The 26,113-nt window shown below is 38.9% G+C and carries 23 protein-coding genes and 1 tRNA gene; 1 reads left to right on the top strand and 23 read right to left on the bottom strand.

Annotated elements, in window-relative coordinates; genetic code table 11:
* Positions 1 to 430: 430 nt before the first annotated feature.
* The 7 genes from INE92_RS11225 to INE92_RS11195 form a co-directional block, all read right to left on the bottom strand.
* Positions 431 to 1,288 (bottom strand): IS3 family transposase, encoded by an 858-nt coding sequence (locus INE92_RS11225; RefSeq protein WP_015533000.1) that lies wholly within the window; start codon positions 1,286 to 1,288, stop codon positions 431 to 433.
* 35 nt (positions 1,289 to 1,323) lie between these two features.
* On the bottom strand, positions 1,324 to 1,704 hold the full coding sequence (locus INE92_RS11220) for a hypothetical protein (protein WP_015532999.1): 381 nt from the start codon (positions 1,702 to 1,704) through the stop codon (positions 1,324 to 1,326).
* Positions 1,705 to 1,883: 179 nt separating this feature from the next.
* Positions 1,884 to 3,653 (bottom strand): IS66 family transposase, encoded by a 1,770-nt coding sequence (gene tnpC / locus INE92_RS11215; protein ID WP_151928351.1) that lies wholly within the window; start codon positions 3,651 to 3,653, stop codon positions 1,884 to 1,886.
* Between the two features lie 107 nt (positions 3,654 to 3,760).
* Positions 3,761 to 4,093, bottom strand: a complete 333-nt coding sequence (tnpB, locus tag INE92_RS11210) for an IS66 family insertion sequence element accessory protein TnpB (RefSeq protein WP_004316244.1) — start codon at positions 4,091 to 4,093, stop codon at positions 3,761 to 3,763.
* Positions 4,087 to 4,461 (bottom strand): hypothetical protein, encoded by a 375-nt coding sequence (locus INE92_RS11205; RefSeq protein WP_008641868.1) that lies wholly within the window; start codon positions 4,459 to 4,461, stop codon positions 4,087 to 4,089. The genes tnpB and INE92_RS11205 overlap by 7 nt, the downstream gene beginning before the upstream one ends.
* A gap of 163 nt (positions 4,462 to 4,624) precedes the next feature.
* Entirely contained in the window at positions 4,625 to 5,560 is a 936-nt protein-coding gene (locus INE92_RS11200; RefSeq protein WP_008025715.1) for an ISAon1 family transposase, read from the bottom strand.
* Between the two features lie 40 nt (positions 5,561 to 5,600).
* A complete protein-coding gene (locus tag INE92_RS11195; RefSeq protein WP_008640050.1) occupies positions 5,601 to 5,972 on the bottom strand; it encodes an ISAon1 family transposase N-terminal region protein in 372 nt (123 codons plus the stop codon).
* Positions 5,973 to 6,296: 324 nt separating this feature from the next.
* Here INE92_RS11195 and INE92_RS11190 point away from each other — a divergent pair, with 324 nt between their 5' ends.
* On the top strand, positions 6,297 to 7,964 hold the full coding sequence (locus INE92_RS11190) for an ISL3 family transposase (protein WP_074911576.1): 1,668 nt from the start codon (positions 6,297 to 6,299) through the stop codon (positions 7,962 to 7,964).
* 349 nt (positions 7,965 to 8,313) lie between these two features.
* Here INE92_RS11190 and INE92_RS11185 read toward each other — a convergent pair whose 3' ends face one another.
* The 16 genes from INE92_RS11185 to INE92_RS11110 all read right to left on the bottom strand — a co-directional run bounded on the left by INE92_RS11185 (position 8,314) and on the right by INE92_RS11110 (position 26,056).
* On the bottom strand, positions 8,314 to 8,919 hold the full coding sequence (locus INE92_RS11185) for a putative polyvalent protein kinase domain-containing protein (protein WP_008644546.1): 606 nt from the start codon (positions 8,917 to 8,919) through the stop codon (positions 8,314 to 8,316).
* 825 nt (positions 8,920 to 9,744) lie between these two features.
* Entirely contained in the window at positions 9,745 to 10,956 is a 1,212-nt protein-coding gene (locus INE92_RS11180; protein WP_008644549.1) for a hypothetical protein, read from the bottom strand.
* 55 nt (positions 10,957 to 11,011) lie between these two features.
* Positions 11,012 to 11,440: a pepsin/retropepsin-like aspartic protease family protein gene (locus tag INE92_RS11175; RefSeq protein WP_008644557.1), complete on the bottom strand. Its 429-nt coding sequence runs from the start codon at positions 11,438 to 11,440 to the stop codon at positions 11,012 to 11,014.
* A gap of 23 nt (positions 11,441 to 11,463) precedes the next feature.
* The gene (locus tag INE92_RS11170) at positions 11,464 to 12,327 is read right to left on the bottom strand and encodes a WG repeat-containing protein (RefSeq protein WP_008644563.1); all 864 of its coding nucleotides are present in this window, start codon (positions 12,325 to 12,327) and stop codon (positions 11,464 to 11,466) included.
* 944 nt (positions 12,328 to 13,271) lie between these two features.
* Positions 13,272 to 13,727 (bottom strand): JAB domain-containing protein, encoded by a 456-nt coding sequence (locus INE92_RS11165; protein WP_008644565.1) that lies wholly within the window; start codon positions 13,725 to 13,727, stop codon positions 13,272 to 13,274.
* 8 nt (positions 13,728 to 13,735) lie between these two features.
* A complete protein-coding gene (locus INE92_RS11160; protein WP_008644567.1) occupies positions 13,736 to 14,821 on the bottom strand; it encodes a DUF3871 family protein in 1,086 nt (361 codons plus the stop codon).
* The gene (locus tag INE92_RS11155; RefSeq protein ID WP_151923693.1) at positions 14,787 to 15,674 is read right to left on the bottom strand and encodes an AAA family ATPase; all 888 of its coding nucleotides are present in this window, start codon (positions 15,672 to 15,674) and stop codon (positions 14,787 to 14,789) included. The genes INE92_RS11160 and INE92_RS11155 overlap by 35 nt, the downstream gene beginning before the upstream one ends.
* 94 nt (positions 15,675 to 15,768) lie before the next feature.
* Entirely contained in the window at positions 15,769 to 16,038 is a 270-nt protein-coding gene (locus INE92_RS11150) for a hypothetical protein (protein WP_008644571.1), read from the bottom strand.
* 330 nt (positions 16,039 to 16,368) lie between these two features.
* Positions 16,369 to 17,043, bottom strand: a complete 675-nt coding sequence (locus tag INE92_RS11145; RefSeq protein ID WP_008644575.1) for a hypothetical protein — start codon at positions 17,041 to 17,043, stop codon at positions 16,369 to 16,371.
* Positions 17,044 to 17,277: 234 nt separating this feature from the next.
* Positions 17,278 to 19,389 (bottom strand): DEAD/DEAH box helicase, encoded by a 2,112-nt coding sequence (locus INE92_RS11140; protein ID WP_151923694.1) that lies wholly within the window; start codon positions 19,387 to 19,389, stop codon positions 17,278 to 17,280.
* 100 nt (positions 19,390 to 19,489) lie between these two features.
* Positions 19,490 to 20,785, bottom strand: a complete 1,296-nt coding sequence (locus INE92_RS11135; RefSeq protein ID WP_008644577.1) for a phage integrase SAM-like domain-containing protein — start codon at positions 20,783 to 20,785, stop codon at positions 19,490 to 19,492.
* 142 nt (positions 20,786 to 20,927) lie between these two features.
* Positions 20,928 to 21,003 (bottom strand) — tRNA-His (locus INE92_RS11130).
* Positions 21,004 to 21,067: 64 nt separating this feature from the next.
* Positions 21,068 to 22,222, bottom strand: coding sequence for a CapA family protein (locus tag INE92_RS11125; RefSeq protein WP_141409444.1), 1,155 nt, complete (start codon positions 22,220 to 22,222; stop codon positions 21,068 to 21,070).
* Positions 22,219 to 23,100, bottom strand: coding sequence for a bifunctional methylenetetrahydrofolate dehydrogenase/methenyltetrahydrofolate cyclohydrolase FolD (folD, locus tag INE92_RS11120; RefSeq protein ID WP_004312924.1), 882 nt, complete (start codon positions 23,098 to 23,100; stop codon positions 22,219 to 22,221). The genes INE92_RS11125 and folD overlap by 4 nt, the downstream gene beginning before the upstream one ends.
* Positions 23,101 to 23,306: 206 nt before the next feature.
* The gene (gene ffh, locus INE92_RS11115; RefSeq protein ID WP_004312925.1) at positions 23,307 to 24,629 is read right to left on the bottom strand and encodes a signal recognition particle protein; all 1,323 of its coding nucleotides are present in this window, start codon (positions 24,627 to 24,629) and stop codon (positions 23,307 to 23,309) included.
* A gap of 104 nt (positions 24,630 to 24,733) precedes the next feature.
* Positions 24,734 to 26,056, bottom strand: coding sequence for an MATE family efflux transporter (locus tag INE92_RS11110; protein ID WP_008025832.1), 1,323 nt, complete (start codon positions 26,054 to 26,056; stop codon positions 24,734 to 24,736).
* Positions 26,057 to 26,113 lie beyond the last annotated feature (57 nt).

Below are 26,113 nucleotides of genomic sequence, written 5' to 3'. Positions count from 1 at the left end.
GAGCCATACAATGAGTGCTTACAATTCTCCAGGAGGGCAAAAGTTTATTGTATACATTGACTTCCCGTTTCCAGGCGGGGAACTGTAGTTTCCTGTATTAGAAATTACAGTTTCCACGGCAGGAAACGAGAGTTTCTAAGGCGGGACACTACAGTTTCTACGTAAGGATTGTACTGTACTGGATTTAGTTGACAACTTCGTTTGTTATACCTAAGTTAGTTAACTCAATATATTTTAAAACCTAAATAAGTTTACTTGTCCCTTTGTAATTCCTTAATAAGTTGTCATATTAAAGATGTTGCAAACATATGTATCTTTTCTTATAAATGCAAGACTTCGGGCTGTAAACTTCATTAAACAACAAAAACTCTTCGCTCGGGGATCGCCCTCGCGGCAAGGGGCGGGAGCACCCGTCCCGACGAGCGGGACTTCAACTACCTTTTTCCGCGTACTTACGAATATGTTCCATCGGTGTTTTCATTTGTATACCTTGATGGGGTCGAACATAATTGTATGCATATATGGCGTCGCTTATACGTTTATCCAACTGTTCAAAGCTGTCATCTTCGCAGTCAAACAACCACCCATTCTTGATCGTGTTATTCATCCGTTCAGCCAGGGCATTATGTAGCGGATCTCCACACTGCGTCATACTAATATTGATATGATGTTTCTTGAGCATATCCACATACAGGTTTGAGCAGTATTGCACTCCCCGGTCAGAATGGTGTATGAGACTACTCAAATCAACATTGTATCTGTTGTAAAAGTCTATAGCCATCCTCAGTGCCTTTAAGGGACCTTCCGCTTCAAGTGTTTTGCACAGGGCATATCCAACTATCGCCCGACTGCCCGCATCGGTAAGAAGAGACAGGTAAGCCCATCCCTGGTACGTGGCAACATAGGTTATGTCCGCTACAACCATTGAACCGAATGTGTCAGCTACAAATTTAGGAGTAACATTTAGCAAGTCCGGATAAATGTAATAATTATGATTAGAATTTGTTGTCTTTGGTCTCACATGTCTGACACGTTGACACAGGCCATTAGCACGAAAAATATTATAGCATTGATCACGCCCAATGACCATCCTGACACCAAACTTGCGGAGACAGCATGCATAGAGTTCACGTATACCAGCCTTAGGCATAAGTTTACGTAACTCATTACAATACAACACAATGCTTGATGTGAGGATGTCTATTTCCTTTTTTCTGTTGACATGCTTATAATAACCTTGTCTGGTTATGCCGAAGTAATCACAGAGGAACTGTAGCCTACCGCGCATATGACGGGCAGAGTTCCCCTGTGACAAGGTATCGATTACTTGGCATCGGAGTTTTTTCGAACCTTGATGTGATAGGTTGACTCAGCAAGATTTATTAATTCCTCACAAGCTTCATGACGAAGACTTTCCTCCTGAAGAGCACGCTGAAGTTTGCGATTTTCGGCACGCAATGCAGCGAGTTCTTTCTCCAGTTCATTGAGAGACTCAGCAGAGTATTTGTTGAAAGAGGGGTGGTCTGTACTCATAACTTTATCATTTATATGATACTTATCAAGCCAAAGAATCAGCAGACGACGGCAAATACCGGTACGTTTGGCAAACTGATACTTCGTTTCCGAAGTAGATAAATACTCACGAATATAAGACATTCGTTCGGATTCTGTGTAAGGAGTGTACTTCTTTTTTAATTCTTTCATGGGAATTTCGCATTTAAGAAGTGTCAACTTATTTAGTACACTACAGATACTGTCGTTTCCCCGTAGAGACACCACAAATTATCCATAGAGTCACCCCAATTATCCGTAAGCACTCATTGTATGGCTGTCCCTTTTTCTATACTCTGTAGTGGAGTATATAGCATCTCTTTATCCAATAATTAGTATTCTTTATTATTGTTGATAGGTAATAGTGACATGTAATTTGTTTCTCCTGCCGTTAATTTAGTTAAAATTTCCGCTATATATTTCACCGGCCTTAATCCATTCATCTTACATGTTTCAATAATTGAGTATAACATAGAAGCATTCTTTGCCCCTAGTTCCGATCCGCAAAACAGATAATTCTTTCTTCCCATACAAATGGGCTTCATCATCCTCTCGGCCGTATTATTATCAATTTCCGCCTTTCCATTTTGTACATAACGCGATACTGCTTCCCATTCATTGACAGCATATCTGACCGCTTTTAGAAAAAGGTTGGCTGTATCCCCGCGTGTTTGATCAAAAACGGGTTTTATCATCTGCCATATTTCTGCCAATATAGGAATTGCCCTCTTCTGACGTTCCATCCTGCGTTCATCTTCGGAGAGAAGATTAATTCTGCAATCCGCCTCCACCCAGTATAGGTTTGATATCAGGTTGATTATGTCTGCAGACCGATGGTCGGTCTGTAATGCATCGACAAACTTTCGCCTGACGTGTGCCATACATCCGTACCGTGTTATTGAGGAATCTTCCCGTTCAAACATTTTATAGACATTGTAGCCGTCGGTGGTGACACTTCCCCGGAAGCCTGCGAAGAACTTTTGGGCGACCTTCATGCTACGGCTGCCGTTGTCATACAGATAATAAGCTATTTTCCGGTCGGGATTCTTTATTCCCCAAATGTATTGTTTACGGTATTCATACTTACCCTTCTGCTGGTTGTACACTCTGACCTGTTCGGTAGTCTCATCACTGAACAGCATGCTTCCGGGTGTGAGAAGCAACTGCCGGAAAGGTTCCTCAAGCTTGCACAACTCCTTCATGTGCCTCTTTATCCAAGCCAAAACGGTAGAGGTGTTGAAACGTGCACCGGCATCCTTGAGACGGTCTACGACCCGTTCAAGAGACAAACCGTACTGGTATTTGTCAACCAAAATGCGGGCCATCAGTTCAAAATCCACAGGATATCCTTCAAGGACGTTCTCAAACGGTCTGCGGGTATCATTTTTGTCTGTAGGCTGATAATAGTTCGAGATGTTTCCCTGTGTATCCACCAGCCGTACAAGTTTGAATACATGTTTGACCACTTGATGTTGAATCGAGTATTGAATCCATTCACGTATGCCTATCTTGCGTGCACCCGAAGGGATATCCGATTCATCACAGTAATGTACCACCACATTCTCCGCACCGGTGGACTGCTTGCCATAATCCTTACGGCAGGAAGGGGATTCAGGCCGGGGAGCGGCCTCAGAAGAGGCTGATTCCGCAGCTTTCTGCTCCAAGTCTTCAACCGGAGCCGAAGGAGCGGAGCCGTCAAAATCATCCTTATCCTCTTTGAGGTCTTTTTGCTTCGTTGCGGACAAGGAAGATTTCTTCTCGGATTTACGCCCGTATAACTGCCGTTTCTGTCTGGCAATCTCATAAAGCTCATCAGCACGCGTATTCTCGAGCGCTTCAAGGGCACTGGAAAGCTCCTGTATTTTCTCTTCTGCGGCTGACTTGGCCTCAAGGGCCCGGGAAAGACGGTTGGAAAGCGCCTTGTTGTCATGTCTCATGCTTTTCAGTTCCTCAAGTGCCCTGTCAAGTTTAGACAGGATCTGCATATTACCCGACTGCTGTTCACGCTGCAAGTCGTCAAGCAGGTTTCGAAGCCGCAGGATCTCATCATCCTTTGACAGTAGCTGGGCGATTAATACGTTGATCGTTTCCTTGTCTTCCATGTCGCAAATATACAAAAAAAAACTGACTTATGCAAGACTTTTAATATATTAATATATTGATAGTCAGATATATAACCGCATACAATCGATTCTTCTGTAACCTCGTACTACCCTACGAGTAATTCTTTGCGGACAGTACCCTGGAGCAGAACCACGAGTTTCTCCCAACCGATTTCATAACGATGACTGGCCTTGCAGAAAACAGGCAGGAGGAAACGGTCTTTGTCCAGCTTCTTCCAATAAAGCACGTATCCCCCTGTATCATGATGAAGGATTTTGATGTTCCGCCGGTCCTTACTCAAAAAGATGAAAATGTCCCCTGTGGAGGGCTCTTTGCCCATAATCTTGCGTACCAGTTCGGCAAGGGTGAAAATACCTTTTCGCATATCTACCGGACCTTCGCACAGGTAGAAGCGCATGCTGGGATTCAGCCCTAACATAATGTTCCCAGGTTTTGAAGCAGAGCTGTTATGCTCTCAAGATTAGTGTTACATTTTCGGATCTCAACTCCGTTGCCCAGTTTTAGACGAAACGAAACAATCTCAAAGTTGTCCGATTTGACAGATTTGGGAGATAATGTACAACGTGAATGACCGGAGGGGGAACCGTTCACATGAATAGGAGTCAGCTGCATACCGGAAGGGGAAGTGGGGTTAGTTAATTGACACTTGTAATGACGATACCAGCCAAGGAATTTATAATAATCAACGCCAAAACGATGGCAATACTCCAAAAGAGAGACTTGGCAACCACTGTCGGATGACTGATAAGCAGAAAGAATCTCTAAAAAACAATCAGTAGAGTCCATAAGAATAAAATTTTAAGTTCTGTGCAAAGGTAAAACTGACTGATAGGATAAACAAGAGCCATACAATGAGTGCTTACCAATTATCCCATAGCTTTGCACAAAGGAATCAAGGCTTTTTCGGCTCAGTTGTAATTCTTGGGGGATTAAGTTTAGTCAATTCCCTTCATGCATATACCTTTGCTAGCCTAAAAAGGAAGAAGCTCATATCCACTACTCCTCTAAATGATGCCCTAAATGCTTTGATTTTAGCATTAAATGCTTCCGCTGCTGCATTTGTACTCCTGTTCACAAAGAAGTTCAGAATCCTTTCATAATGATTCTCAATAGAGTTTGCTACTGTTGTGAATGTATCGTATCCATATTCTTCAATCTTATTATACCATAGTGCCAGCTTTGCTCTTGCTACATCCTTGTCATAGTTTGTGGAAAAGATCTTTCCCAACTCCAATGAGTAGTAATATACGTGCTTAATATCTTCAAACTGCTTGAAAAGTAATTCTGCCCTGATTTTCTGACTCTTGGTCCATTTATCAGGTGATTTAAATAATAAATATCTGCTTCTGGCCAATAATTGCCTGAGTGTATCTCCGTTTTCGAGTTCTTCTGCTTTATATACTTCCCCCTTCTCTTTTGCCGCTTTCATAGCTTTATTCTCCTCTTTTATCACTTGCCATCTATATGTAATGCGCAACTCTTGTACAGCTTCGTATACAAGTTTTTGTACATGAAACCTATCAATCACCTGCATGGCACGTGGAAAGCACGTTTTGGCAATCTTTTGCATGCTCCCGGCCATATCCAGTGTAATTTCTTTGACCTGATTACGCAGCTCCTGTGGCATCTTTGTAAGTACCGCAATGATATCATCGGTTTTAGTGCCCTGAATTACAGCTATAATAGAACCTTTCCTACCTCGCTTATCTCTATTTATTAAGATGGTATAAAGATCTCCCTTACTTAAAGCCGTTTCGTCAATACATAGGTGATAACCCATATTCTTTGGATAAAGGATATACTCTTGGGCATGTGCTCTCTGATCCCAATTCTGGAAGTCACTCAGGTGGTCTTTATATTGGCTTTGAAGCTGTTTGCCATCCATACAGTAATGCTCAGCTACACTTTGGCAGCTAACGGCGTGATTATCTAAGTAATTCTTTTAAAAAAGCACCGAACTCAGCGGTTATGCGAGTACCGGTGGCTACCAAACTCCAGTCACGACTATATGTCTGCCCAGTGGATGGATCTTCCCAGCGACGACGCTTGATACGTAAATAAACGGCTTTACCACGGATAGGGAAGTCCTGAACTTCAATCTCAGGGAGGAAACCTTTTGAGTGAAGATGGAGATCAGAGTACTCAGCAGGAATAGTGGCTTTCTCCTCTAGATAAAGAATAAAGCAAGTATCCTGAGAAACATGATTGACTAGGGTAAAGTAATCAAGGATTCCTGAAGGCAAGAACAAGCTTAAAGAAGCAACAGGATCAATCGTTTGGGAAGAGGATGTTTTCATGATGCAAAAATAAGAATTTTAACGCAATCCCCCAAGGTTTCAGACTGAGCCGCTTTTTCTTTGATTATATAACGTGTTGCAGATACTTTATCTGCAACCTATCTGCCACAGGTATCTGCAACGTTCCAACTATTTATTAACTAGTGTATTACACGCTTTTCGTTGCAGGTGGCAGATGTTTTTATGTTTTTCAAGGTTCTTCGTCAAATTTGGTGGTAATCTCTTTTTTATTTCAACTGTCTTCTTCTTTCTTAATCCTATTAAAAGTTGTAGATATGTTTGCTTTTTAGTAACTTTAAAGACACCACATCATTAAGAGTTACAATGCAACAAGTCATATCTACAACGTACAAATATACATCAAAAAAAGAAAATACTCCTACAAATAGGGGATTATTCCATGATTTCAGATTCAGTCTTGGCTACGATAATCTGCAACAAGATGGTATCTCTGAAGCTGTTGGCTCATTGACGGTCTTTTTACATACGGCTGGCAAGGGGGCTTCCTGTCCTTATTGCGGACATTTCAGTCACCGATTGCACAGTTACTACTCCCGTCATATTCAGGATCTTGAAGTTTACGGTCATACTTTGGAGTTAGTCATAAAGGTTGGTAAATATTATTGTGACAATGTTTCTTGTCCGCAAAAAATATTCTGCGAACCGTTGTCTTTTCTGGCTCGTCGGTATGGTAGACGGAGCTATCTTGTTGAGGAACGCATCAGATCGATAAGCTTGGAACTTACTTCCCGAAAGGCCTCTTCTCTTTTGCAGCTGTTCCATATAACGGCCAGTAGCTCTTCCTGCTTACGCATCCTACAACAGTGCGGGCAACATAATCCTATGCATAATAAAAGTATTTATGTAGGTATTGATGATTTTGCCTATAAAAAAGGTAAGGATTATATGAGTGTGGTCGTAGACCAGATGACACACATGCCTATTGCTTTGTTAGAGGATAGAAGCGGAGAAGCGCTTGATAACTGGCTCGCCCGGAATCCTCAAATACAATATATAACGAGAGACCGTGGAAGATGTTTCACAGAGGCTATAAACAGAATAATCCCTGGTGTTACACAAATCTGCGACCGGTTCCATCTAACCAAGAATATGACGGACACAATGATACCGGAAATAGAGAAAATGATTCGTCAGACTAAGCAAAAGCTCAAATACGAATATCCTGACAGAGACACGGCTTCTTCGTTAATTCTTCAGGACATATTTAACATGGGAGATGTCCGACACAGAGAAAAATTGAAGATATACAGGGAAAGCCTGAACTTAAAAATGCAGGGGATGACCATTGAGCAGACAGCCGCACATTTAGGCAAGAAAAGTCGCTACATTTATAAGCTCATTCACAACAGGAGAATAGGGGCATACTTGAATGAGCAACAGAAGACAGCTCTTAAATATGTATCCGAACTGGCTACAATCATTAGTGCGGGCTGTATTACCCGAAATATATTGGCACAAAAAATGGGAAGTAAAATCAGTGGCGCACTTATTGGAAGGATAACATCCAGCTTGCGAAAAATGTATCAACAAAAGAGGAAAGAAGTCAAGGAGCATAATGAGAGCATTGAAAACGGAAGTAAAACACAGAGAGTTTCACAGAATCAGATACGCAAATACATTCTAAAGGGAGAATCGGATAATCCTAAACTAGCGGAACTGTATAAGTCCTCACCGCAGATTAAAGAACTTTTAAGCGTGTGTCAGAATTTCAGAGATATGATTAATGGGAACACTTATGATAAGGATATTAGAAAGTGGATTGAAAAAGCGAAGGCAACACGGAATATGGCACTGACGAACTTTGCATATGGTATTGAAAAAGACTGGGAGGCAGTACAGGCAGCTATTGATATCCCCTTCAGTAACGGATTACTGGAGGGGACAGTGAATAAAATTAAAGCGGTAAAAAGACAGATGTACAATAGGGCAGGAATTAAACTACTGAGAGCGAAGATTATTTATTCACAATAGAAGAAGTACCACCAAATTTGACGAAGAACCTTTTTCAACTTTATAGTAGGAAAAAATTTAGCACTTGAATGATATTCTACCCACAAAAAGAAAACCCTCATAAGTACTTAACTTACAAGGGTTTTTGTTGGGTGGAAGACCGGACTCGAACCGGCGACATTCAGAACCACAATCAGGCATAGTAACACCTTTATCTTTAATAGTTGTTAGTTTGTTTATACTTTCTCTTAACAGCCTATAGAACAACTATAGACCAACAATAGTAGTATTACTGCTATGCTAGTATCATACTACTAATAGCACTTGGACTGTGCTAAGTTTCCTGCTTCTGTTTCATAACTAAATTTATTTAAAGTGTTATCTCAATAGGTCTAAATCTGATTTGGGTATCAATGAAGTAAAGCTTGTCATCAATACCATACAGCACATTATTAGGTACTGCATCAAAAACCTCATATTCTGCATTGTGATATTCATCCTCATAGACCATTTCAAAGCCTAATGCTTGCATGTGTTCTGCTATTTCTTCCTCTGTAGCTTCTCTTTTAGCTCTGACATAAGGTTGAACTAACACAGCACAAAACTCATGTTGACTGTTATAAGCAAAGCCAATCATCTGATAAGTGACATTGCTAAAGAATACGTTATGAGCTTCTATCCTAATGAAGAAGTTCTCAAGGTCTTCACCTGCATACTCAAAGTTGTTTAACTTGAATACAATATCTTCATGACCTGTGAATACTTCATTTTCTCCCCCTTTACTAAGGTAAGATAAGGGGAGAGAGTTTATGTTAATCCATAAGTTATGTTGAGTAGCAAATAGTTTTAGCTCTTCAATTTGCCTTCTCTTATAGCCTTCTGCTGGTTCAACATTTCCTGCTGCTTTTTTTTCTCTTCTAATGAGATTGGCTGCTTCTGCCAAGAGGCTATTGACTTGAGAGTGCTCTCTATCCATTGCTTGTGGAATTCATTAATATAGGTTCTTTCCATGCTTTAATCATTTAAAGTGGTTGATGCAAATGTAGTAAATCCATTTGGTTCATCCAATATTATTCTTCACTTTGTGCTAGGTTACCTTCTCTTCTTACATGTGAGAACTGGCTATGATGTAAGTATTAGTAGGATAAGAAGCATCTTATTAATAGATAGAGCAAGAAGGCAGAGCATCCAAGACTAGTATAAGGGTTATGTATAATATCAATAACTAGGCACTTGAAAATGATGATACACTTCTTAACTAGGGTCATCTTCACCTTAACAGGCTTCTCCCAAGAGTATTCAGGTTGCCTATAAGTCATCTCTTTAATTAGATGACTATGGTTGTACCAGATGCATAGGATGGCAATCAGCCAACCTATCAGGTTGAACCAAGGATTAATCCACTGATCTTTCAAGTCTACTTGTCCATAAGGCTCATATTTCATAATTATCTTCTGCTATTTAATATTACAAATATGCTGAATATAGTAGAAAAAGCTGTGACTGAACAGATTCCTAACAGCACTCCATTAATGAAAGATGAGGATATAATCCAACCTGCAATACTGGCTATTATAAGCCATTTGATACTTGTAGGAGTAAGTTGTTTAGTAAATAGAGCTACCAAAGTAAAGAATAAACTTCCTATAGAGCCTGTCAAAAAGAGCCATTGTAAATCAGCAAAGTAGCCAATAAGCCCTAGTATGGGTAAGAGTAAAACTATAATCTGTATCATGTCAATCTCGAATTTTAAGTTCTTTGAAATCAATAATCCACTTGTTCTCCAGTAAGAAGTCAGTACTTAATCATTGTTCCAACTAAGCTGAAAAGTATAAATAGTATTATTGATTGGAATATTAATGTTCATATTATCACTCTTCTTATATTTAATGTTAAAATAACCAGCGTATTGAGTCTGATTTTGCAATGTGTTGACTTTAGCATAACCTTCATTTATTTGTGCCTTTATTTGATACTGTTGCTGTAAATAGGCATTGGTATTATTAGATGCATTTTGTTGTGCTGCATATGCTGCTGCTCCATTATAAGATTGTGTGTGACTTTTGCCATAAACAGTGGAATATGATGAAGCAGTAGCATTCATATATCCATATGTGTTTCCAATGAAACCAGAGGCTGAAGTATATGAACTAGTGTAACCATTTCCTGAGAAGTTAGTAGTTGAACTAGAGTATCCTGCTCCAGAAGCAGCAAGTCCTTGAGCCATTCCATACAGAGCCGCACTCCACGCTTGTTTATTCTTTACCTTTTTCATGTATTGTTCATATGATAAGACCTCTAAATCCTGAACAACTTCTTTGTTTTTGTCATAAGTTTTAGCTGTTATTGATAATGGATTAAATAGTAGACTTCTTCCTGTGAAGTTCTGTATGTCAATGTATGGTGTATAATACTTTCCATAACTGTTATTCAGAGTTAGGTAAAGAGAGATGAGCAATCCTTGATGTTTGAAATAGTAAATACTTTGACCATCTTTCATATATATGCCATACTCTTTTACAGGGGTAGAGGCTATATAGTCATCAATATTGATGAAATCCTTCTTTACTTCTGGATTTAATGTTATACCATAGAAGTTAAATGCATCTTTATTATTTTCATCTTCAACCATATCAAATTCAATAGTTGAATCTGGTAGTTTCTCAAATTCTAGACTAAAGTAATGAATTTGGTCTTTTGAATCAAATATCATGTATCTATTTTCTCCTTCACTATTAATGGGGATATTAATACTATTAAGGAGCTTATATCTTTTATTGGTATTCTTATCCTTTAAATATGAATTTTCACCAATATTCATCCAACCTCCTCCTTCAAAGTAATTGATATATTTAAAATGAATTATTGTACTATATTCTCTATAGTCAATTTGTGTAATCTGCATACTCTGAGGATGTTGTTTGCAATGTACATCTGAATATTGTGCATTCATCTTAATAGTAGCTGATAATATGAACCATATTATCATACTGGTTTTCATAATTGTGTTCATAATCTTTTGGTTTTATAAGTTATTAATATATAATTGATTATTCTAATAGAATGAATTATTGTTTATTGGATATTGTCAATTGAAGCTCTTTGAAGTCTACAATCCATTCATAATCCACCAAAAAATGGATGCCTAAGACCCCATGTATCTGTACTCCAGATTCTTCTTGTACATGCTTCATGCCATCAGATACATCTAATACAGAGAAGATTGAAGTATAATTCTTTCCCTCAAAATCAAATGTAGCTTCTATCTGTGGTGTCTCATGTTGCTGACCTTCAAACCCCATAATAGAACCTTGCTTATCTAATGATTTGAAGTTCTTCTGAAAGTGCTCATATACAAAGCTGAATAATATGTTGTTGGTAGAACCGGTATCAATTAATAGACACAAATCTCTATTTGTTCCTGTGTCATCAGTACAAGTGACAACAATAAGGGGTAGCCCTGTCTTTTGCAGTCCCCAGTATAAAGGAAATTCCATATTATATATATTAAAGTTAGTAATCAATCTATATTCCAATAGGCATCCAAGTCTCCTTCAAAAGCATCAGCTAGTCCACTTTCTACATCTTCTCTACTCCATCCATCATAATAATCTCGGCAATCATCATAACTTGAGTCTTCATCATTTGAGTAATATACATGATGGGGGGTATAATTATATGGTAGCTTGGGTTCTTCACGTTTATAGTAAGATAGCTTCAAACACTCTTTTCCTGTATCTTCTTTTGTATGAGCTAGAAAAAATAATTTACCATTAATATTGGAGACGATAGAAATGCAAATTTCTGATTTTGGAAGGTTGTTCACATCAAAAGCCACATATCCCTTGCCGCAACCTATGCTAAAATAAGCTAAGTTGGTTTCTTTTTCTTTAAAAACTCTCAGTAATTCTATGTTGTATAATTTCTTAAAACTATCTATCGGAAAAGTCTTAATATAGATTAGTCCATCTAGTAATGTATAGTTGTATAGGATTTTATTTATATCTAAAATGTATTCATTCTCATTAATAAAAGTCTTAATTCTAAATATATACTCATCTTTTAAGGGATATATTTTATCAAATTGGAAGGGTAATATTATATTGCCTTGTGTGTTAATTATTCCCCATTTTCCATCTTTGACAGCTCTTGCTAATCCCCAACAGAAAGAAGAATCACACCATGAATATAATCCAAAAGGGATAATTTGAGTATTATCTATGTTAATGTAAGCATACTGTAGACTTGCATTTCTGACCATAGCTAATCCACAACTGAAAGGATTGAAGTTAGTATATTGTGGTGGAATAATAATATTCCCACTTTTATCTTTCAATCCAAAAAGACTATTCTCTTGGTAAATTATAAAGTCTGCATTTTCCATAATAATTTCCTTTTGTAGCATACTACAAAAAGAAGGTGTGAGCCTAACCTTGATTGCTTATCAGAAGGTATCGCCAAACACCTATAACCATGCAAACAAGGAAAGCCCACACCTATATAGGTATGAGCATTCACTAACCTGCTTTTGATGGTTATATCTGATTGAAATTGGCGATTTCTCTGATAACATCAAGCAAGAAGCAAACACTTCTTTTCTAATATGTCTTGTTAAACTTCTATTTCATTAGTTGTCATTTAATTAATACTGTTGCAAAGATAGAACTTTCCAGTAATACTTCATCATTTGACTGCCATAATTTAATAGGTTTCAAGTCATATTAGTACCATAGGTGCAGGCTATATCCTTATTGCACAAAGGTAAGCTTAATTATTCATTTTCTATATGCTAAACTGATAAATAGAGCACCAGTAACTATCAATATAAGCCACTGTAATATCATATCTAATGCTGTCATATATACACAAGTTAAAGCCCCAGTCCATGATGAACTAGGGCTATCAACAACAATAAAACACATAGTAAGAAGCATATAACCTCTTAATCCTTAAGTATCATACTGGTGAGAACAAAGCCTACCAGAATCAAGATAATCTCACACATAATTCAATCAACATTTAATTTAGTCTAACTTACTAACTATTGCTATAATTCATGTTTACATACTTCACCGAACCTCAAGTGGTTAAGTTATTATAGCAGCACTTCTCTCTATCCTGTAATCAAATACCGTTAACCTATATTAGAAGAGGCAGTCAACTTCTATTAAACTGTCCTCTGATTTGCCATTCTACATCACTTACTTTGTATATATAATATGCAAGAAAGTGAGGCTGGGGAAATTTCCCATCATAATGGTATAATAACAGCAGAGGGAATTGATTTAATAGAAGGTAGGATATTGTAGACCTTAGAAGGTTAAGTATTTATAGTTTTCCTTCATCATAATAGGAGTAGTATTCCTTCTCTGGGCTTAAGATTACATGGTCTGCTACATGAATCTCCATGAGTTCTGCTGCCTTCCTTACTTTTTCAGTCAAAGCATCATCCAAAGTACTGGGTTTCATGCTTCCAGAAGGGTGATTATGTGCCAATATTACCTGTGTTGCATTAGCCAATAAGGCAGCTTGTAATATCAACCTTACATCTACATAAGTTGCAGATATTCCACCTTCTGAAATAGGTACTATACCCAATACTCTATTAGACTGATTAAGTAGTACTACTTTAAAGCTTTCCTTGTATTCTATTGTGTCATCAGGGAAGCACTTTATCAATAGTTCATAGGCATCCTGTGAGCTATTTATCTTGTATCTAGTTGATGATTTGACATTGCTTTTATAGCTCAATTGAACCTCTGCTACATTCATTATACTGTCCATAAGATACACTAATTAATGAACCAACTATATTCATTCTCACCATATAAAGCCTTATTAAGTCCTTCTGCCAGTTGAGTGGCATTAAGTGACCTGTCCAAGAAGTTATCAATGTAGCTACTTTTATTAGCTCCAGTTAGTAAGTTGTACACATTCCACATGCTGATTTCCCTGCTGTCCAAAAGGGTACTAAAGTTATCATCATTATAATATGCTTTGGCAACTAATCCTATCTGGGTATCAGTCATTAGCATCTGTGGTAACTTCTTCTTTTGGTCTACAGGTAAGAACTGATATAATCTGCATCTACCTAAGAACTGGGCAAATTGGGACTCTCTCATATAAGTATCCTTATAAGCTGACATATAATACATGTGTTGGGCTATATTGTACTCTTGGAACAGCCTCACCACTGCATTGAATAGTTCAGTTGTACTCATAACCTTTAATTCTGACCTGTAACCATCTGTTGAGACACACATGTTACAACATACAAGATTTTTAAAGCCAATGAACACCTTGAACTTCTCTGCACCCTTTTTGCTGTAAAGGTTTTCATGGTTATAAGCTCTAACTCCACCTATGGTTAAATTCAGTCTGTTACCTGCAATATCCTCATATATGGTAGGTATCTCAAAACAGAACATCATTCTCTCAAAGTAGATGGTTTTATCAGATTCCAGTAATTGATTCACTGGCTTATGAATAGCTTCCGGTATCCTACCTTTGATAACATGGCTTACCCTAATGGCAGGTTCTTCTATTCTCTCATTGGAGAACACCTTATTAGCTGCTTCCCATACAGTTTCAATGAAACTGGAGTGTGATATAGTAACCTCATTATCTTTAGAGAACACAGGTGTAATACATTCCTCCTTGAGGTATTGCATGGTTACTTCCTTTGTATTAGCCTCAATAAAAGGTAACTTATTACCTTCTCTGGTGCTTATGGAATCAGCTTCTACAGGATTTGTTGACATAATACCTGTGTTGATGATTTCCATTGGCTCAACTATTTGAACATGAGAGTCTTCTTTGTTGATTCTATTAGGGTATATCAGATTAGCTCTGACTGGCTGCAACTGCATTATTTCCATATCTAATGTAATTAGGGGTATAGTTAATAGTTGGTTGATTCTTTTGTACCTGAAGTGCTGCTTTCTTCTGCATGAATTCTGATGTTAACTGCTGATACCATTCAGGATAAGCATGATAGATGGCAGTCAGTTCTTCAATGGTTTTACTGCTGTTAATCTTGCTCCTTATCATCTCCAGATTGACACCATCATTACACCAATCAAGTATTATCTGACCTGTAGCAGATGTAATGGTAAAATCAGGCTTACCTATGAACAGGTTTGTCCTGTCTTTAGATGCAATAGTCTGGTGCTTCATGTTGATGTCAAATACTATGGTAAATTCATAATCTATACCATCTCTCATGACTGCTTTTAGTCCTACTTTCTCTGGTATCATCTTGCCATTCTTCTCACTTAGAACATAGTCCTGTTTGCATCTCATAGTGCATATAACATGGCTTCCAGACTGCAATACTTTCTGCATAAAAGCATTGATTCTAGGTGTCACTTTCTGCCAGTTGGTGAAGCTGTTACCTTGTAATCCTGCATGGTATTCAAGTAAAGTATCCCAGCATTGAGAAATGCTATCAATTATGATAACTTCCATACCTGCACCTTCACATATTTCAATAGCTTGTATATAAGTTTCAGGTGTAAAGTTATCACTTAGACTTAATACATTATAAGCACCTAAGTGAGCATAAAGGTCAGCACTTCCATTCTCACTGTCAATAATGGCTATCTTAGTCCAGTCATTACATAAACCATAAGCTAAAAGCAATGCAGAATAGGTCTTACCTGAACCTGCACAGCCTTGTAAAGCAAGCTTAATTTTAGCCTGCTTCTTGGATGAAACTCTTAAATTCAACATATCTGAATAGGATTAATTGTTATACACAGTCTATAAAGAAAAAAGGAAGCAAGTCCTAATAAACTTGCCTCCTTGAGGTCTACATTGAGACCTGTCATAAAGTTGCTAATGTCATAGCTCCACCTTCACCTCTTTGATGCAGCATATAGAACATATCACCTGTATCTGGTGAACATACTTGAGAGATAACAGGATTGGTTACTTCTCCATTAAGAAATTTGTCACTTGCTGCACCTATTTCACAGCCATAAACAAAGAAGCACTTCCCTGTATGAGGATTTTGCTTTACCTCAATCTTACTTACTCCCTTTTGAGCCTTGAACTCATTCACTGTCACTGTCTCTAAGAACTTTAACTTTTCCATAATCTTGTATTTTATTGTTGTGCAGACAGACTATTCTGCTGCTGTTGATTCAGTTACTATGGTGGGGTAATGAGCTAACTGTAATGAGCTTATAATGTAAATCCAATATTCCCCAATATGCATAGGGGGACTATCCCACTCCTAAGGTAAGGGGAGGGAGACTTTGTGACTTAGAGTGCACTTGTAAGTATCAAATTGAAGAAAAAAATAAAAAATTTAGAAGTATAATATATCAGGTGACAGTAAGAAGTGCTATATATTAGTTATGTACATATAAAACAATCCCCTGCCTTCAGGTGTAAAAACAGGGGATATTGGGGTATGTATCATTCATTCATCATTAATAGTATCAAGGTAATGCTTGATTTCATCATCATCTGGTACATGTGATATAACTTTGTCTATCCAAGTATCGTGACCCAAATGAGGGTACAGAAGGACTTTAGATTCCATGTGCTCAGTCCATGCTAGTGCCATTGGAACATCATAAGAAGACCAGATTACTTTCTTCTCAATCAATAAGTCTCTATACTTTTTATATGTATTCTTTGCCATATCCAAGTGGCTATAAATGGCTTTGTCTGATAGGTCTACCCTGAACTCTTTGTTAACACAAAGGCAGTATAACCCTATCATAACTCCTTTCTCTTCTGGACTTAAAGAGCTGTCACTGAATAACTCTGCCCATATAATTCTGAAATTCTTAGGAGGATTGGGTAGATAATAGATATTCCTTCTAATCTCTCTTTGCTGCTGTATAGTCTCTACTCTATATCCTTTATCTTCTAGCTCCTTTAGTCTGGGGATAAAGGAATCTTTGATATAATCTGTACTTACTCCTGTAAGCTCTGACAACTGACTGATAGTAGTATCTGTTGTCATGTAATTGCTTTCCCTTTGAGGATAGGCATTAATATAGAGACCTGCTAATAGGTAGAGCTGCTTTGGATTGAAGTACCTGCAAGCTTCAATGGGGATGATAGTGAATTGTTTAACTATTGTCATTAATTCTGATTTTATAGGGGTCAAAATCCACCCCATACTAATTACCTACAGTAATAAAGGATTAAAGGTAATTAGTATAGGGTGATATTTGACCCTAAGGTTGCTTCTGTTGATAGCTAATGTCATATTAGAGATATATCACTCCTATAACCATCTGACTATCAAATGTAAATATAGTAAATAAAGTCTATAATACCAATATTCTTATCATTTATCTGATTGTATATTAACCTTCTATAACATAAATAACTTTAACAAGTTATTCTCTTTGGTAGCTATCCTGCCGGTATGTTCTTTAAAACCTCTTGGATTCTCTCCTCTGATGGTGTACTTATTCCCAGATGTCCTGTCAGTGGCATATATGCTTTTCAATAAGGCTACATACTTTCTAGGTTTCAGTACCTTATGTAGATGATACTGGACTATAGGAGCTAATATCTCTTGTATCTCACTTGCTGAATAGCTCTTATTTAAGGTGAAACTTCTTCTTATTGCAACCTTGAAAGGATGCTCTTCATCTAGTGCCCAATACATAACTGCATTATTGAGATTCTTGTAAGCTATACTGTTACTTGTTCTAATCTCCCATAGCTGATGTAGCAAACTATCAAGGTCAACATATTTGTAGAGCTTAATGAATCTCTCTAAGAATATCTTTGTCCTGCTTCTACTTTGCCTAATGTATAAGTGCAAAGTATTGTCATTCAACTGCCCTGTGGTTGATAATACTTTGATGTTATCTATGGCTTCTTGAATGTAACTATCTGTCAACTTATTCTGTGCATCCTTATTGGTTTTCTCTATGCTGTTTTGCTCTGGAGAAACACCATGAGGTAGGGATTTATAACTAATGATGTTAACCTGTTTACCTAGTACTTCTTTCAAGGTTTCAGGCATAAAATATGAGGCATATAAGTCGGTTCTTTCAATGATGTAATCTATATTGAGGTAGGCAGGTACATTCTTTCCATATATATCCTTTCTAGTCAAGTTAATTAACTCATTCCCTGCAATTCTCTCCTGTGCTTTCTCTCTTATGGCTTCTTTGATTATTGCAAATAGATCAGTCAAGGTATAATCCCCCTGTGAGATAGTATCTGCTGATTCAAGTACTTTGAGTACCTTTTGGGCTTTGTTTAATAGAGTGGCAGTGTACTTTTCCATACTTTCCATTACTGATACATATCCTAAGGTGTTATATATAATAGTTTCACTTAATACTCCATTATCCTTTCTGCATCTACCATGTATTTGTGTCATTCTATCTAAGGTCAACATTGAGTGACTTCTTCTTACATCTGATACAGTGATTAGATGGTAACTATCCTCTATATCTATACCAGTGAAGTAGCAACAGGTGGCAAAGTTAATCCTAGCAGGTAAGGTATCATTGTCTCCTAGTTTAGGTGCAAAGTATTCTCCTGCTTCCTTTATGGATGCCTCACTACATAGGATAGCACATTCCTTTCTGGTTTCTTCATCTAAGGTTGATAAGATATTCTGTATTTGTAGTATGGAGTTATAGGCTATGAATATCTTATCTCTAGGGTGAGAGATAATCTCTTCTATAACAGTTTGCGTGGTATTATTAGTGTGCAATAACTTAACATCTCTTCGGGCATTATATATCCAAGTTATGGAGAACTTACATTCTTTCTTTAGTAGTGGATTGATGAACTCCTTCATAGTAGCTGTTACCATACATCTGTTCTTTAATGGGAACATAAGGTAGTAGTCAATCACATTCTCCAATTGGGGTCTGAAGTTGTTGTCAGTCTGGAGAACATCAATCTCATCAATCATAAGAAAGTAGTCTTTATAGTTTTTTCCTATGATACCTAACAGCCTACCTAGACTGTCTGCAACTACTAGAAGTTTCTTGTATCCATCTTTTGCAAGGTATTCCTCAATCTGCTGATTAGTTACCTTTTCCTTTTCACCTTTAATCTCACTACCTACATATAATGTATTAGGATGCTTTGAGTGTTTACTATAAGCCAGAGCCTTAGTAGGAAAGACTATGATTGAGTTTCTCTTTGAGTTTATCTCAAGAGTAGTAGCTCCAATACCTGGTATCTTCTTGTCTACTAACCCATGAGGCATCTTGGTTAAATAGTTAGATAGTAAGTGCTTCTTATTGGCAAAAATCCCTGTTACTTTATTAGGAGCTTCACCAACGGGAAAACCTGATAAGTCTTCAATTACTGTATCAGGAGTTATAGTTATTCCATTCTCCTTTAGTTCCTGTATAGTCTGGTAGTCTTTTTCTGTCAAGTCATCCCAATCTATTACATCTGCAAAGGTATTGTAAGTAATATCACTATACTGTTGAGTAGCCTCTTTCATGTGCTCACTTTGTTTAAGGTTATATATAAGTAGTAAGTGAACAAATATACTAAAGAACCTCCATAGTCCAATCAACTACAGAGGTTCTTTTGTGTTAAACTTACTTCACTTCTGGACTAGGCAGCTCACTATAACTACCAAATACATACTCAACCACCTTCTTGTTAGCTTCATTCTCTATCTTGAAGTCTCTTTCAATATAGATGTCAGTGACTTTCATAGCCTCATCAATATGATTTAAGGCAGCATGAACTGTATACTTATCTATGCCTACCTTGTTAACAGCTAATGTAGCCCATGAGTGCCTTGCAGCATAGTACTCCAAATCATCCACTTTTAGTATTTTGCCAATTTGCTTTAACCCAAGATTGATGGCTCTGTTGAAGTTCTTGAAAGTAGAATAGAGATGATAGAAGCAGAACACCTTCTTCTGTGTGTAATCTTCATATTTCTTCATTAAAGGTAGTAAGACAGGAAGAACATCTACTTTCATCTTAGCTTTATCAAGTCTTCTGTCTGTAGTCTTAGTCCTGTAATAGGTAATTGAACCATCTTCCAGTTCACTACAGTTATACAAGTCAGCAGAGTTCATCCCTATAAGACAGAAAGAAAGGATAAAGCAATCCTTAGCAAGGTTGAAAGGACATAACCTTTCTCTACCATTAGCATTAATGATATAGGGTAATTCCCATATCTTCTTAATTAACTCTGCTGATAATGCTCTCTTCCTAGTTGCTTCCTGCTTTGGTATCACCAAGTTCTCAAAAGGTGAGTTAGGTATCCTAATGAGATTCCTGTCATAATCATTGTACTTCTTCTTAGCTTCATTGAATAGATGTCTGATGCTACTAGTGTACAGTGATACCATTCTGTTAGAGGGTATTCTCTTTCCTTTCTTCTGAAGTTCTGCTACTTGTTTAGCCCTTTTCTTGTGAAGGTATTCCATGAACTCCATCATTAACAACTTGGTAACTTGGTTAGTATTTAATTTGTCCTTTCCTAAGAAGGCAATGAAGGCATTGAGGGCAGTTTGATAATTTCTCTTACCCTTGACCTCTGTAGCTGCCAACCAGTCTTTGCAGAACTGGATAAAGTCAATAGGAGTATTCTTTTCCTTCTCTTTCTGGATATAATCAAGTACATCACTTAAGGTTAAATTGGAAGCCTCCAATGGAAGCCCCATACATAACTCTTCATAGTATCTGACCAATCTGTCAGCTTCCTTGATGTACTTTGGATTCTTTAACTTGAAGTCCTTAGTCAGGTCTTCTGCTCTTACAAAGATATGAGTAGCCAACCTCTTAACCTCTCTGTTGTAGGTTAGCCTAATCTTTACGTTATAAGTTTTATCAACTTTTTGCTTAGATTTTAAGACTTCAGCTTTAATAGTCAACATGTTACATTGGTTTATTGGGAACAACAATAGACCAACAACTATACTTTAAAGGGGTAATTTAGCCTAATTTCTGCACCTGAATGATGCTCTACCAACAAAGAAAAAGTCCTTATAAGTATCTAACTTACAAGGACTTCTCTTTGGGTGGAAGACCGGACTCGAACCGGCGACATTCAGAACCACAATCTGACGCTCTAACCAACTGAACTACATCCACCATGTCTGCGTTTCTCTAACGCGGTGCAAAGATAGATATTATCTTCTAATCTCCAAAAGATTCTGCTATTTTTTTTCGAAAAAAGTATATTCTTTTATTCCCTGATTGTGCTTGTTGAAAAGGGTTCGCGCGTCATTCGTGAAGATTTTCAGAGAGTTACGTGCTTGTAAAGGAATTGAATCAATTGGGAAATTGACGGGGAGTAATTGATGATTTTTTTTCCCGGACTGAATGGGGCGGACTGTCCAGACTAAACTATACTCGCAATTATTGAGACGGACTGTGCTGTCTTTTACTAATTCCATTCTTACCATCAGTCCACCATCGGTGCGGCGGGCGGACATATTGGAAATATAATTTCCCAGTGAATAGACTACGAGATGTTTGTCGTTCGTCACGCTGTCTGTGCGAACTTCAATGGGTTGAACTACGTGAGGATGGGAGCCGATGACATGATTTACTCCTTTTTGAATCAGCCAGTCAGCAAGGAATTTCTGCTCTTTGTCCGGGAGCGACTGGTATTCGATTCCCCAATGCATACAAGCTATGATTGCGTCCGGTTTCATTGCTTTGCTCTCTTCAATATCTTTGGCGATAACTGTTGTATCAATATAGTTCACGATATTGGGAGGAGTAACGGGGATACCGTTTGTGCCATACGTATAGTTGAGCAGGGCGATGCGGAACCCGTTCTTTTCCAATAAAAGAGGATATTTCTTATCGCGTTCTTCGGTGTTGATATATGTGCCTGCATGTGGAATTTTCAACGAGTCGATAAGTTGAATGGTACGCTCCAGTCCGGATTTGCCACGGTCGAGACTATGATTGTTGGCAGTCACTAAAACATTGAAACCTGCGTCATGAATTGCGGTCAGAAATTCGTCCGGTGCGCTGAAAGCAGGATAACCTTTGTAGGGTTTGCCTCCTAACGTAACTTCCAGATTGGCGATAGCGAGATCGGCTCTCCCTATTTCTTCTTTAACGTACGTAAAACAGGTGGAATAATCATAGCCGGTTGAGGTTCGTGCAGCGTTGATTTGTCCTTGATGCTGCATGAGGTCACCTACGAAAAGGAGTCGTAGGGTATCAGTGGGGGAAATACTGTCGGTTGCGGAAAGGCTGTCCGACAGGGTATCGATGATAGAATCTCTCTTTGCCTGCGACCGGGAGGTGCAGGACAAAGAGAGAAGTAAAATCATCAGAAACAAGCTATGTTTCATTGATAAATGGCTTTCTTGCCAGCTAAGAGTGTATTTTTCATTAACGATACAATCGTCATCGGTCCAACACCGCCCGGTACGGGAGTGATAAAGGAACATTTTGGGGCAACTTCGTCAAACTTCACGTCACCAGTCAGTTTGAAGCCTGATTTCTTGGTTGCATCCGGCACACGCGTAGTACCTACATCGATAACTACCGCACCTTCTTTCACCATTTCGGCTTTTACAAAGTTGGGTTGTCCCAGGGCAGCGATGATAATATCAGCTTCCTGACATTCTTTTATTAAGTCTTTGCTGCGGCTGTGGCATACCGTCACTGTGGCATCGCCCGGATAGGCTTTCTGCATCATCAGGGCAGCCATCGGTTTGCCGACGATATTGCTACGTCCGAGTACAACACATTTTTTGCCGGAAGTCTCTATTTCGTAACGTTTCAACAATTCGAGGATACCGTTGGGAGTAGCGGATACATAGCACGGAAGTCCGATGGACATACGGCCTACGTTGATCGGGTGGAAGCCGTCTACATCTTTACGGTAATCAATCGTTTCGATTACTTTCTGTTCGGAGATATGTTTAGGTAAGGGAAGTTGTACGATAAAGCCGTCTACATCGTCGTCTTCATTCAGTTCGCGTACTTTGGCAAGCAGTTCTTCTTCGGTCACGTCACTTTCATAACGGATGAGGGAGGACTTGAATCCACATACTTCACAGGCTTTTACTTTGGCAGCTACATACGTTTCGCTACCACCATCGTGTCCAACAAGGATAGCCGCCAGATGCGGGCGTTTTCCGCCACGAGCCACAATTTCGGCTACTTCGGCTGCAATCTCTTGTTTCACTTGTTCGGAAATGGCTTTTCCGTCTATCAGAGTCATATTTTCAGGGTATTTATTGGTGATGGGCAAAAGTAAAATAAATAACTGAACTCTCCAAAAGGATTGGAATTTTTGTCAGGAGATGAGCAGTATATTATCAGTTTGTTAGTGGAGAAACTACTTTCTACCGTAGGCTTCCGGATACAAAAAAGAGGAAGTCGAAACTTCCTCTTTTTTGTTATAATCAGTTTGGATCTATTGAATGATTATCTTTTCATTTTAGGCATCATCTTACCCATCTTGCTGCTAGTTACCATCTTCATCATTTTGCGAGTCTGGTCGAACTGTTTCAGCAGGCGGTTTACTTCCTGAATAGTCGTTCCGCTACCTTTTGCGATACGTGTACGACGTGATCCGTTCAGTATTTCCGGGTTGGAACGTTCTGCCGGAGTCATAGAATAGATGATAGCTTCGATGCTTTTGAAAGCATTGTCGTCAATATCAATATCTTTGATTGCCTTTCCTACTCCCGGAATCATGGAGGCAAGGTCTTTCAGATTACCCATTTTCTTGATTTGTGCAATCTGGCTAAGGAAGTCATTGAAGTCGAATTGGTTCTTGGCTATTTTCTTCTGTAAACGTTTAGCCTCTTCTTCATCATATTGTTCCTGTGCACGTTCTACCAATGAAACGATGTCACCCATACCGAGAATACGGTCGGCCATACGGGCAGGGTGGAATTGGTCGATTGCTTCCAGCTTTTCACCTGTACCAACAAATTTGATCGGTTTGTTCACTACCGAACGGATAGAAAGAGCCGCACCACCGCGGGTATCACCATCAAGTTTGGTCAGTACCACACCGTTGAAGTCCAGACGTTCGTTGAATTCTTTAGCCGTGTTTACAGCATCCTGACCGGTCATGGAGTCTACCACGAACAGAATTTCGTTCGGATTGATTGCTTCTTTGATAGCGGCGATCTCGTTCATCATCTGTTCGTCTACTGCCAGACGTCCGGCTGTATCGACGATAACGAGGTCATATCCTTTGGCTTTAGCTTCCTGAATAGCGTGTTGTGCGATTTCTACCGGATTCTTGCTGTCCAGTTCGCAGTACATCGGTACTTCGATTTGTTCTGCCAATACGCGCAACTGTTCGATAGCTGCCGGACGGTAAACGTCACAAGCAACCAGTAATGGCTTACGGTTTTTCTTGGTTTTCAGCATCCGTGCCAACTTACCGGAGAAGGTGGTCTTACCCGAACCTTGCAAACCTGACATCAGGATGACTGCCGGACGGGCGTCGATATTGATCTCGGCTGTCTCTCCACCCATCAACTGCGTAAGTTCATCATGTACGATTTTCACCATCAACTGGCTTGGCTTCACAGCCGTAAGCACGTTCTGGCCAAGAGCTTTTTCTTTCACTGTATCCGTGAAATTCTTTGCCACCTTGTAGTTTACGTCGGCGTCGAGAAGTGCTTTACGTACGTCTTTCAGCGTCTCCGCCACGTTGATTTCGGTGATTTTGCCTTCACCTTTCAGAATCTTGAATGACCGTTCTAGTCTTTCACTTAAATTATCGAACATAGTTATTTAATTACGAATTACTAATTACAATTTACTTGGGCGAAAGAGGGACTTTTCCGTCTACTCTTTATTTGAGCTTGCAAATGTACAAAAATCTCTTGTATTTATATCTTTTTATTCTGCCATTTTGCTTTTTTGAGATAAATATAACTTGTTATCAACAGCAAGCTATAATACACAATCTCAATCGTAAAGCAAATTTCGATCGGTGCTTTCAGCCACATTCCGATGAAAATGATGTATGATCCGTAGATGATAATTGTAATCGTTTCGAGCAACAGGGCTGCCTGTGTATTTCCTGTTCCGGAGATACCGTTGAACACCACGTTGGCTACGGATGCGATAAGCATGGCGCAACAAATTACATATACCGAAGGTACGGACTCCGTAATGAGCGCAGCTTCACTGGTGTAGATAGAGAGCAGGAACTGCGGAAACAGTGCCGATACCGCTACTAACCCCAGCATGATGAAAAAGGAGAAACGCGCAATTTTATTAATGAGCGGCATCACGTGCTGGATGCCTCCTGCACCAATAGCATTGCTGACAAGACTGTTGGTAGTCGTAGCCAGTGCGTTGACCGGAATCAGCAATACGACATAAATACTCCGGACGATATTGGCAATCGCCAGTTCCCGTTGTCCTAACCGTTCTACGGCTACGAAGAAAACAAACCAGGTAGCCATCGACAGGAAATATTGCAGCATGGTGAAGCAGGAGATACTAAGGATCCGCATCAGCAATGCAGGGTCGAATGTGCGCAGGCGGTTCATACCGTATTTCTTTAAATCGACCGTGGCATACGTATAGATGACGAAAAAGAGAATGGAGGAGGCTTCTGCCAATACGGAAGCAATAGCAGCCCCTTTGATACCCATTTCCGGCAAACCGAACTTTCCGAAGATTAATGCATAGTCCAGTACGACATTGGTTAATGCCATGACAATGGCATTGATGGTTAGCACTTTAGTGCGTGTAATGCCGATGTACAATGCCCGGAACATGACATTGATAAAAGAGAAAAAGAATCCGTAAATACGCCAGTCCAGAAACTCCATTGTTCCTTCGTAGATGGATTCTGAAGAAACTAGCAAACGCATGATGTTTCCACCGAATGCCTTGGTGAATCCAAATAGTAGCAGTGCCATCACGAACAGGAACATGACTCCTTGAATCATGACAGGGCCGACATCTGAATAGCGGCCTTCGCCATTGCGTCGTGCTATGACAATCTGCGAACCGGTACTGAATCCGAATGCGATGGTGAATACACATATATAAAATAACCCGCCCATAGCCGATGCTCCAAGAGCTACCTCGCTCACGTGTCCGAGGAATGCTGTGTCGGTGACATTGATGACATTTTGTGCCAGCAAGCTTAGTAGTATCGGGTAACTGACACTCCAAATCTGTTTGTTGGTATACATAATTAAGCGTTTAAGTTTACACTTTGCAAAGATAGTGCTTTATTTCGATTCGGAGGC

It is taken from the genome of Bacteroides xylanisolvens, assembly GCF_018289135.1.
GTDB classification, from domain to species: domain Bacteria; phylum Bacteroidota; class Bacteroidia; order Bacteroidales; family Bacteroidaceae; genus Bacteroides; species Bacteroides xylanisolvens.
The sequence above is the reverse complement of the archived record's forward strand: the minus strand, read 5'-3'. Positions and strand labels throughout refer to the sequence as shown.

Bases quoted from the DNA above. Each gene is read 5' to 3' on its own strand.
- INE92_RS11225 (WP_015533000.1), bottom strand. From the start codon at position 1,288: ATGCGCGGTAGGCTACAGTTCCTCTGTGATTACTTCGGCATAACCAGA.
- INE92_RS11220 (WP_015532999.1), bottom strand. From the start codon at position 1,704: ATGAAAGAATTAAAAAAGAAGTACACTCCTTACACAGAATCCGAACGA.
- tnpC (WP_151928351.1), bottom strand. From the start codon at position 3,653: ATGGAAGACAAGGAAACGATCAACGTATTAATCGCCCAGCTACTGTCA.
- tnpB (WP_004316244.1), bottom strand. From the start codon at position 4,093: ATGTTAGGGCTGAATCCCAGCATGCGCTTCTACCTGTGCGAAGGTCCG.
- INE92_RS11205 (WP_008641868.1), bottom strand. From the start codon at position 4,461: ATGGACTCTACTGATTGTTTTTTAGAGATTCTTTCTGCTTATCAGTCA.
- INE92_RS11200 (WP_008025715.1), bottom strand. From the start codon at position 5,560: ATGGATGGCAAACAGCTTCAAAGCCAATATAAAGACCACCTGAGTGAC.
- INE92_RS11195 (WP_008640050.1), bottom strand. From the start codon at position 5,972: ATGAAAACATCCTCTTCCCAAACGATTGATCCTGTTGCTTCTTTAAGC.
- INE92_RS11190 (WP_074911576.1), top strand. From the start codon at position 6,297: ATGCAACAAGTCATATCTACAACGTACAAATATACATCAAAAAAAGAA.
- INE92_RS11185 (WP_008644546.1), bottom strand. From the start codon at position 8,919: ATGGATAGAGAGCACTCTCAAGTCAATAGCCTCTTGGCAGAAGCAGCC.
- INE92_RS11180 (WP_008644549.1), bottom strand. From the start codon at position 10,956: ATGAACACAATTATGAAAACCAGTATGATAATATGGTTCATATTATCA.
- INE92_RS11175 (WP_008644557.1), bottom strand. From the start codon at position 11,440: ATGGAATTTCCTTTATACTGGGGACTGCAAAAGACAGGGCTACCCCTT.
- INE92_RS11170 (WP_008644563.1), bottom strand. From the start codon at position 12,327: ATGGAAAATGCAGACTTTATAATTTACCAAGAGAATAGTCTTTTTGGA.
- INE92_RS11165 (WP_008644565.1), bottom strand. From the start codon at position 13,727: ATGGACAGTATAATGAATGTAGCAGAGGTTCAATTGAGCTATAAAAGC.
- INE92_RS11160 (WP_008644567.1), bottom strand. From the start codon at position 14,821: ATGGAAATAATGCAGTTGCAGCCAGTCAGAGCTAATCTGATATACCCT.
- INE92_RS11155 (WP_151923693.1), bottom strand. From the start codon at position 15,674: ATGTTGAATTTAAGAGTTTCATCCAAGAAGCAGGCTAAAATTAAGCTT.
- INE92_RS11150 (WP_008644571.1), bottom strand. From the start codon at position 16,038: ATGGAAAAGTTAAAGTTCTTAGAGACAGTGACAGTGAATGAGTTCAAG.
- INE92_RS11145 (WP_008644575.1), bottom strand. From the start codon at position 17,043: ATGACAATAGTTAAACAATTCACTATCATCCCCATTGAAGCTTGCAGG.
- INE92_RS11140 (WP_151923694.1), bottom strand. From the start codon at position 19,389: ATGAAAGAGGCTACTCAACAGTATAGTGATATTACTTACAATACCTTT.
- INE92_RS11135 (WP_008644577.1), bottom strand. From the start codon at position 20,785: ATGTTGACTATTAAAGCTGAAGTCTTAAAATCTAAGCAAAAAGTTGAT.
- INE92_RS11125 (WP_141409444.1), bottom strand. From the start codon at position 22,222: ATGAAACATAGCTTGTTTCTGATGATTTTACTTCTCTCTTTGTCCTGC.
- folD (WP_004312924.1), bottom strand. From the start codon at position 23,100: ATGACTCTGATAGACGGAAAAGCCATTTCCGAACAAGTGAAACAAGAG.
- ffh (WP_004312925.1), bottom strand. From the start codon at position 24,629: ATGTTCGATAATTTAAGTGAAAGACTAGAACGGTCATTCAAGATTCTG.
- INE92_RS11110 (WP_008025832.1), bottom strand. From the start codon at position 26,056: ATGTATACCAACAAACAGATTTGGAGTGTCAGTTACCCGATACTACTA.